Source organism: Nocardia brasiliensis IFM 10847 (assembly GCF_000710915.1).
GTDB lineage: Bacteria > Actinomycetota > Actinomycetes > Mycobacteriales > Mycobacteriaceae > Nocardia > Nocardia brasiliensis_A.
Genome location: NZ_BAUA01000172.1, coordinates 1 through 7,714 on the forward strand (window position 1 = coordinate 1; position 7,714 = coordinate 7,714).

9 protein-coding genes are annotated in these 7,714 nt (G+C 65.9%); 3 read left to right on the plus strand and 6 right to left on the minus strand.

Going from position 1 to position 7,714, the window contains the following annotated elements; translation table 11 throughout:
* On the plus strand, positions 1 to 502 hold a 502-nt coding region (locus NBRGI_RS33295), incomplete at its 5' end, for an LLM class flavin-dependent oxidoreductase (RefSeq protein WP_029901149.1).
* 70 nt (positions 503 to 572) lie between these two features.
* Here the strand turns inward: NBRGI_RS33295 and nrdE are convergent.
* From nrdE to NBRGI_RS33315, 4 genes are all read right to left on the minus strand, one after another.
* Positions 573 to 2,654, minus strand: a complete 2,082-nt coding sequence (gene nrdE / locus NBRGI_RS33300; RefSeq protein ID WP_052382765.1) for a class 1b ribonucleoside-diphosphate reductase subunit alpha — start codon at positions 2,652 to 2,654, stop codon at positions 573 to 575.
* Between the two features lie 62 nt (positions 2,655 to 2,716).
* Entirely contained in the window at positions 2,717 to 3,226 is a 510-nt protein-coding gene (nrdI, locus tag NBRGI_RS33305; protein ID WP_042254199.1) for a class Ib ribonucleoside-diphosphate reductase assembly flavoprotein NrdI, read from the minus strand.
* Positions 3,227 to 3,261: 35 nt separating this feature from the next.
* Positions 3,262 to 3,495 (minus strand): redoxin NrdH, encoded by a 234-nt coding sequence (locus NBRGI_RS33310; protein ID WP_014987271.1) that lies wholly within the window; start codon positions 3,493 to 3,495, stop codon positions 3,262 to 3,264.
* Positions 3,496 to 3,905: 410 nt separating this feature from the next.
* Positions 3,906 to 4,475 carry an NAD(P)H-dependent oxidoreductase gene (locus tag NBRGI_RS33315; RefSeq protein ID WP_029901152.1) on the minus strand — a complete coding sequence of 190 codons (570 nt, stop codon included), beginning with the start codon at positions 4,473 to 4,475 and terminating at the stop codon, positions 3,906 to 3,908.
* 141 nt (positions 4,476 to 4,616) lie between these two features.
* Between NBRGI_RS33315 and NBRGI_RS33320 the strand changes: the two genes are divergently transcribed.
* Positions 4,617 to 5,222, plus strand: coding sequence for a TetR/AcrR family transcriptional regulator (locus NBRGI_RS33320; protein WP_148311042.1), 606 nt, complete (start codon positions 4,617 to 4,619; stop codon positions 5,220 to 5,222).
* A gap of 22 nt (positions 5,223 to 5,244) precedes the next feature.
* A complete protein-coding gene (gene nadE / locus NBRGI_RS33325) occupies positions 5,245 to 6,072 on the plus strand; it encodes an ammonia-dependent NAD(+) synthetase (protein WP_029901154.1) in 828 nt (275 codons plus the stop codon).
* Between the two features lie 13 nt (positions 6,073 to 6,085).
* On the opposite strand, the gene NBRGI_RS33330 is transcribed toward nadE, so the two are convergent.
* On the minus strand, positions 6,086 to 6,688 hold the full coding sequence (locus NBRGI_RS33330; RefSeq protein ID WP_029901155.1) for a methyltransferase family protein: 603 nt from the start codon (positions 6,686 to 6,688) through the stop codon (positions 6,086 to 6,088).
* 53 nt (positions 6,689 to 6,741) lie between these two features.
* Positions 6,742 to 7,714: RNA polymerase sigma factor (locus NBRGI_RS33335; protein ID WP_029901156.1), on the minus strand; the 973-nt coding region annotated here is incomplete at its 5' end.

Consider the following 7,714-nt stretch of genomic DNA (forward strand, 5'->3'; position numbering starts at 1 on the left):
CGACGGGGCGATCGTGCAGCCGCTTCCGTTGCAGGAGAACGGCATTCCGCTGTGGATCGCGGGCGGCGGCGAGAAGAAGACGCTGCGGATCGCGGCGAAGTACGCCCAGTACACCAACTTCAGCGGCGCGCCCGACGAGTTCGCCGCGAAGTCGGACATCCTGCGCGCGCACTGCGCCGACGTCGGCACCGATTTCGCTGCCATCGTGCGCTCCTCGAACTTCAACGCGATCATCGCGAGCACCGAAACCGAAGTCGAAGAACGCCTTTCGGCGGTGCAAGCCAAGCTGGCCACGGTGATCGGCGACGATCAGGCCAAGGGTTTCGTGGACGGCATGTTCCGCACCTCCGCCGCCGTCGGCACCCCGGAGCAGGTCGCCGAACGCCTCGCCGGTCTGCGCGACCTCGGCCTCGGTTATGCCATCCTCAACTTCCCCGAAGCCGCCTACGACACCTCCGGCATCGCCCTCTTCGAACGCGAAGTAGCCCCCACCCTCGCCTGAGCGAGTCCGGACCGTCCCATGGGAAAGCCCCGGCGCCGTTGCGGCACCGGGGCTTTCGGGTCGTCGGGGCTTACAGCATGCAGGAGACGCAGCCTTCTACTTCGGTGCCCTCCAGCGCCATTTGGCGCAGGCGGATGTAGTAGAGGGTTTTGATGCCCTTGCGCCAGGCGTAGATCTGGGCGCGGTTGAGGTCGCGGGTGGTGACGGTGTCCTTGAAGAAGAGGGTCAGCGACAGGCCCTGGTCCACGTGCTGGGTGGCCGCGGCGTAGGTGTCGATGATCTTCTCGTAGCCGATCTCGTAGGCGTCGTCGTAGTACTCGAGGTTGTCGTTGTCGAGGTAGGGCGCCGGGTAGTAGACGCGGCCGATCTTGCCTTCCTTGCGGATCTCGATCTTCGACGCCACCGGGTGGATGGAACTGGTGGAGTGGTTGATGTAGGAGATCGACCCGGTCGGCGGAACCGCCTGCAGGTTCTGGTTGTAGATGCCGTGCTCCATGACCGAGGCCTTGAGCGCCCGCCAGTCGTCCTGGGTCGGGATGTGCACCCCGGCGTCGGCGAAGAGCCGCGCGACCCGTTCGGTTTTCGGCTCCCACACCTGCTCGGTGTACTTGTCGAAGTACTCACCGCTGGCGTACTTCGACTCGGGGAAGCCGCCGAAGTAGGTGCCGCGCTCCTGCGCGATCAGGTTCGACGCCCGGATCGCGTGGTAGACCACGGTGTAGAAGTAGATGTTGGTGAAGTCGATACCCTCTTCGGAGCCGTAGTGCACCCGCTCGCGCGCCAGGTACCCGTGCAGGTTCATCTGGCCGAGACCGATCGCGTGGGACTCGTTGTTGCCCTGCTCGATCGAGGGCACCGAGTAGATGTGCGTCTGATCCGAGACCGCGGTCAGCGCCCGGATGGACGTCTCGATGGTCTGCGCGAAATCGGGTGAGTCCATCGTCTTGGCGATGTTCAGCGAGCCGAGGTTGCACGAAATGTCCTTGCCCACCTTGGCGTAGGACAGGTCGTCGTTGAACACCGACGGCGTGGAGACCTGCAGGATCTCCGAGCACAGGTTGGAGTGGGTGATCTTGCCCGCGATCGGGTTGGCCCGGTTCACCGTGTCCTCGAACATGATGTACGGGTAACCGGATTCGAACTGCAGCTCGGCGATGGTCTGGAAGAACTCGCGCGCCTTGATCTTCGACTTGCGGATCCGCTTGTCGTCGACCATCTCGTAGTACTTCTCGGTGACGTCGATATCGGCGAACGGCTTGCCGTAGATGCGCTCCACGTCGTACGGCGAGAACAGGTACATGTCCTCGTTCTTCTTCGCCAGCTCGAAGGTGATGTCGGGAATCACCACACCCAGCGAGAGGGTCTTGATGCGGATCTTCTCGTCGGCGTTCTCCCGCTTGGTGTCCAGGAACCGGTAGATGTCGGGGTGGTGCGCGTGCAGGTACACCGCGCCCGCGCCCTGGCGCGCGCCGAGCTGGTTGGCGTAGGAGAACGAGTCCTCCAGCAGCTTCATGATCGGGATGACGCCCGAGCTCTGGTTCTCGATCTTCTTGATCGGCGCGCCGTGCTCACGAATGTTGGTGAGCAGCAGGGCGACCCCGCCGCCGCGCTTGGACAGCTGCAGCGCGGAGTTGATGGAGCGCCCGATGGACTCCATGTTGTCCTCGATGCGCAGCAGGAAGCACGACACCGGCTCGCCGCGCTGCTTCTTGCCCGAGTTGAGGAAGGTGGGGGTGGCCGGCTGGAAACGACCGTCGATGATCTCGTCGACCAGCTTGCCCGCGAGCACCTCGTCGCCGGCGGCGAGGGTGAGCGCGACCATGCAGACGCGGTCCTCGAACCGCTCCAGGTAGCGCTTGCCGTCGAAGGTCTTCAGCGTGTACGAGGTGTAGTACTTGAACGCGCCGAGGAAGGTGGGGAACCGGAACTTCTTGGCGTAGGCCTGCTGGAACAGCTTCTTGATGAACCCGCGGCTGTACTGCTCGAGCACCTCGGACTCGTAGTAGTTCTCGTCGACCAGGTAGTCCAGCTTCTCGTCCAGGTTGTGGAAGAAGACGGTGTTCTGGTTGACGTGCTGCAGGAAGTACTGGTGCGCCGCCTCCCGGTCCTTGTCGAACTGGATCTCACCGTTCGGGCCGTACAGGTTCAGCATCGCATTGAGGGCGTGGTAGTCGAGTACCTCGCCTGTCTCGGCATTGCGGACCGGTGACTGCTCTAAGCGAGCCGTTTTTCCGGTCGGTGCTGTCGTTGTTGTTGCCAAAACAATCCCAATCCCTCTCGGACGCGCTCGACGTCCTCGGCGGTTCCCATGAGTTCGAAGCGGTACAGGTAGGGCACCCCACACTTGCGCGAGATCACCTCACCCGCATAGCAGTAGGTGTCGCCGAAGTTCGTGTTACCCGCCGCGACCACGCCACGCAGCAGCGCGCGGTTGTGCGGGTCGTTGAGGAACTTGGCGACCTGGCGCGGCACGAAATCCTTGTCGGATCGGTGACCGCTGATGCTGTTCGGCCGTTGCGCGTCGAGCACGTGCCGACCGCCCCCGTAGGTGGGGACGATCAGCACGTAGGGCTCATCGACGCGCAGCGAGTCGGCGGTATGCAATGGAATGCGAGTCGCCGGGATACCCAGCTTCTCGACGAAGCGGTGCGTGTTCTCCGAGGCGCTGGAGAAGTAGACCAGTGCGCCGGGTGCGGTGCTCGAGCGATCGTCGTTGCCGGACACGCTCACCTCACCTCTCTCGGAGGAACGACGCGGCGTCAGGCCGCGACGGTCGCGAGCGACTTGATCCGGTCGGGCCGGAAGCCGGACCAGTGATCCTCACCGGCCACCACGACCGGCGCCTGCAGGTAACCGAGGGCCATGACATAGTCACGGGCCTCCTCGTTCTCCGAGATGTCGATCACCTCGTAGTCCACCCCGGCCTTGTCGAGGGCCTTGTAGGTGGCATTGCACTGGACGCAAGCGGGCTTGGTGTACACGGTGACGGTCATTGAGGTCCCTCTCTCCTTGTGCCTGATCCACAGCCTGTGATCCGTATGCCGGCCATTTCGACCGACCTGCAATGCACGATCCGAGTTGCTGCGCAAACTCCTGGATCTGGCCTCGAACCTCCTGCTCAGCCCCTTCGGGCCGAGGTACGCAGGGCGGGATGTCATGCCGTCTTCCAGTACCGAAGACACTACACCTAGTGGCCGACAGATTCATCCAACACGACATGTTGCGAGTCACAAGGATGAAATTCGAAGGCGGTAAGTACCTGGACACTCGATTCGCAACCCGACACGGCCGTGGTGCAGATCACAATTTCGTACCGTAGCTGATATCCAGCAAACCCTCGGGACAAGCGAAGAGGGCCATCTCTACCGGGAGAGATGGCCCTCTTCGAGACCGGACGGGAAGCTTACACGGTGACGAGTTCACCGCGCGCCGCCTCCACCAACTCGTGCACCGAGGCCGCGAGCTCGGTCAGCGCTTCCGCGTCTTCGCGCGGGTGTGTCGCGCCGAACCGCTCCCCGATCGTGGCGAAGTGCAGATGCGCGGCCTCCACCACGTCGGCACCGGCTACCCCGAGCGACTTCACCGTGTCGCCATGGGCCCACTGCGCGGCGCGCGGGCTGATCGATGCGCTGATCACGGCCGTCGGCTTGGCCTTGATCGCGCCGGCACCGTACGGGCGCGAGGCCCAGTCGATGGCGTTCTTCAACACGCCGGGCAGCGTGCCGTTGTATTCGGGCGTCACAATCAGCAGGCCGTCGGCCGCGGCGACCGCGTCGCGCAGGGCCTGCGCCTGTGCGGGCACAGCTCCCTCGATATCGAGGTCTTCGTTGTAGAAAGGAATATCGGCGAGACCCTCGTAGAGCGTGACCTCTACGCCCTCGGGGGCGGTGAGGGCAGCGGTCTCGGCCAGTCGTCGATTGATCGACGCGGCACGGAGGCTACCGACGAGAGCGAGGATGCGGGTCTGTCCCATGACGACTCCTGGTGTACTGAGTGTGGTGTCCGAACTTTCACCTGACATTAACCGGACCACGGTCCGATTACTTCCCGCGGAGACTGCGTGAGTGCTGTGAGCTACCCCACTTCGGATATTCCGACGCCCGAAGGCCGACCGCTGCTCGGCATCGGCGCGCCGCTGCCCGGCACGGCCGAGCCCACCGAGCGCGCCGACGCCGCGCGCAATCGGCAGCTGCTGCTCGACGCCGCGCAGCAGCTGGTACGCGAACACGACGTGGACAGTCTCACCATGGACGCGCTCGCCAAACGGGCGGGCGTCGGCAAGGGCACCGTCTTCCGACGCTTCGGCAACAGATCCGGGCTGCTGCTGGCATTGCTCGACCATTCGGAGCGAAAGTTCCAGCACGCGTTCATGTTCGGCCCGCCCCCGCTGGGCCCCGGCGCGCCGCCGGCCGACCGGCTGGTCGCGTTCGGCCGGGCGCGGTTGCTCGATATCGACGTGGAAGGCGAGCTGTATCGCGCCGCCGAGGTCGGCGAGGCCGGCGAGCGGTTTTCCGGCGCACCGTATCTGCTGCTCAAGGCGCACGTGGCGATGCTGCTGCGGGAGGCCGGCGTGCCCGGCGAGATTCCGCTGCTCGCCGACAGCCTGGTCGCGGCGCTCGGCTCGGCCCTGGTCATGCATCAGATGCACACCCAGGGGTACAGCCGCGAACAGATCGGGGACAACTGGGAAGCCTTGGTTCGCCGCGTTGTTTCGGGATGAACAGTCAGTAAAGTGGGCTGGCATGCGGAACCTGCGCGAACAGATCATTGCGGAATTGGGCGTCCAGCCGAGTATCGAACCGAAAGCCGAGGTGCGGCGCCGGGTCGAATTCCTGAAGGACTATCTGAACGCCACTCCCGCAAAGGGTTTCGTGCTCGGCATCAGCGGCGGTCAGGACAGCTCGCTGGCCGGGCGGCTGTGTCAGCTGGCCGTCGAGGAACTGCGGGCCGACGGTGCGGACGCCACCTTCCTGGCGGTGCGGCTACCCTACGGCGTCCAGGCCGATGAAGCCGACGCGCGCACCGCGCTGCGATTCATCCAGCCGGACAAGTCGGTGTCGGTGAACGTGCGCCCCAGCGCGAACGCGGCCGCCGGCGAGGTGGCCTCCGCATTGAAGATCGACAAGCTGCGCGACTTCGTGCGCGGCAATATCAAGGCCCGCGAACGGATGGTGATCCAGTACGCCCTGGCGGGGCAGGAGAACCTGCTGGTGGTCGGCACCGATCACGCGGCCGAGGCGGTGACCGGCTTCTTCACCAAGTACGGCGACGGCGGCGTGGATCTGACCCCGCTCACCGGCCTGACCAAACGGCAGGGCGCGGCGCTGCTGCAAGAGCTCGGCGCACCGGCGAGCGTCTGGTCCAAGGTGCCGACCGCGGATCTGGAGGACGACCGTCCCGCCCTGCCCGACGAGGAGGCGCTCGGCCTCACCTATCGCGAGATCGACGACTATCTCGAGGGCAAGGACGTCACCCCCGAGGTGTCCGAGCGAATCGAATCCATCTTCCGCACCACCCGGCACAAGCGCACGGTCCCCGTGACCCCCCTCGACACCTGGTGGCGCGAATAGGCGCTCCGGGAACTCACCGTCGGCCGACGGCCGGCACGAAGCGACCGACCTCGGCCAGATACGCGACGTACGGCTGACCGTGGACGTCGCGCAGGTACGGCTCCTCGACGCGCCGTACCTGCACCTCGATCACCGTGACGAGCAGTAGGAAGCCCAGCACCGCAACGACATTGGGAGCCATGGCGGTGCTGCCCGCACCGAAGACCAGCATGCCGGTGAAGATCGGATTGCGGACCGTGCCGAATACGCCCGATCGGACCAGCTCGGTGCGTTCGGCGGTATCGACACCGACGCGCCAGGACTCTCCCATGGCGTGCTGGGCGGCGACGGTGCCGACGAGGCCGAGCACCGCGACGAGGACGCCGACCCATCGCACGGGCGGCGCGTCGAGCAACGGCAGCGGCGCCAGCACACCCGCCGCTTGCAGCACCGGCGCGGCGACCCCGGCCACGAGCACGACGACGAAACCCACTCCCGCAAGCCATTCCACCGAACCCGGCCGGCCGCCGATGCCGTGAAAACCGGCGGACCCGGTGCGCCGCCACTGCCACCAGCTGCGCCAGCCGAACGCCGTCGCGGCGAACACGATATACAACACCAGTGCGCCAATCGCCATCGCACTTCCCTTCCTGAGTCCACACCACGATACATAGACAAATGCGCATGTGTCTATGACTTGATGGCCTCGACCTCGGCCAAGCGGCGGGTGAGGAACCTGCGGACCTGGTCGTTGGGGGTGCGTTGCAGGGCGGCGCGGTAGTTTTCGGCCGCCTCCGGATAGCGGGCCGCGCGGCGGAGCAGGTCGGCGCGGGTGGCGGGCACCAGGTGCGAGGTATCGAGGCGGGGATGATCGGCCACCTCGTCCAGCGCGGCCAGGCCCGCGTCGAAGCCGTGCAGGAAGGCGACGGCGATCGCCCGGTTCACCCGGATCACCGGCGACGCGGAGTACCCGAGCAGTTCGTCGTAGGCCGAAACCACTGCGGCCCAATTGGTTTCCGCGAAGCTTGGCGCGGTGGCGTGTGCTGCGGCGATCCGGGCCTGGATCAGGTACGGGCCGTTGCCTGCCGCGGCGGCCGAGATCAGGCAGCGCAGTCCCGCTTCGATCGCGACCCGATTCCAACCGGCCCGGTCCTGGTCCTCCAGCGGCACCAGATCGCCTTCGGCACTGCGCCGTTGGGTTCGGCGACTGTCGTTCAACAGCATCAAGGCGAGCAGCGCCCTGGCTTCCGGCTCCCCCGGCAGCAACCCGCACAGCAGCCGTCCGAGCCGGATCGCCTCGTCGCACAACTCATCTCGGATGGCGGCCGGACCCGCGGTCGCGGCGTACCCCTCGGTGAACACCAAGTAGACGCACGCCAGCACGGCGGGCACCCGCTCGGGCAGCAGGTGTACGGGCGGCACGCGCAGCGGAATACCGGCCGCGCGGATCTTCGCCTTTGCCCGGGTGAGCCGTTGCGCCACAGTGTGTTCCGGCTGCAGGAAGGCCCGGGCGATCTCGACCGTGCGCAACCCGCACACCAGCCGCAGCGTCAAGGCGACCTGCGATTCCTGCGACAGCGCGGGATGGCAGCAGGTGAAGATCATGCGGAGTTGGTCGTCCGGTACCGGCGTCACGTCGGGCTCCTCGTTCGGCACGGTCAGC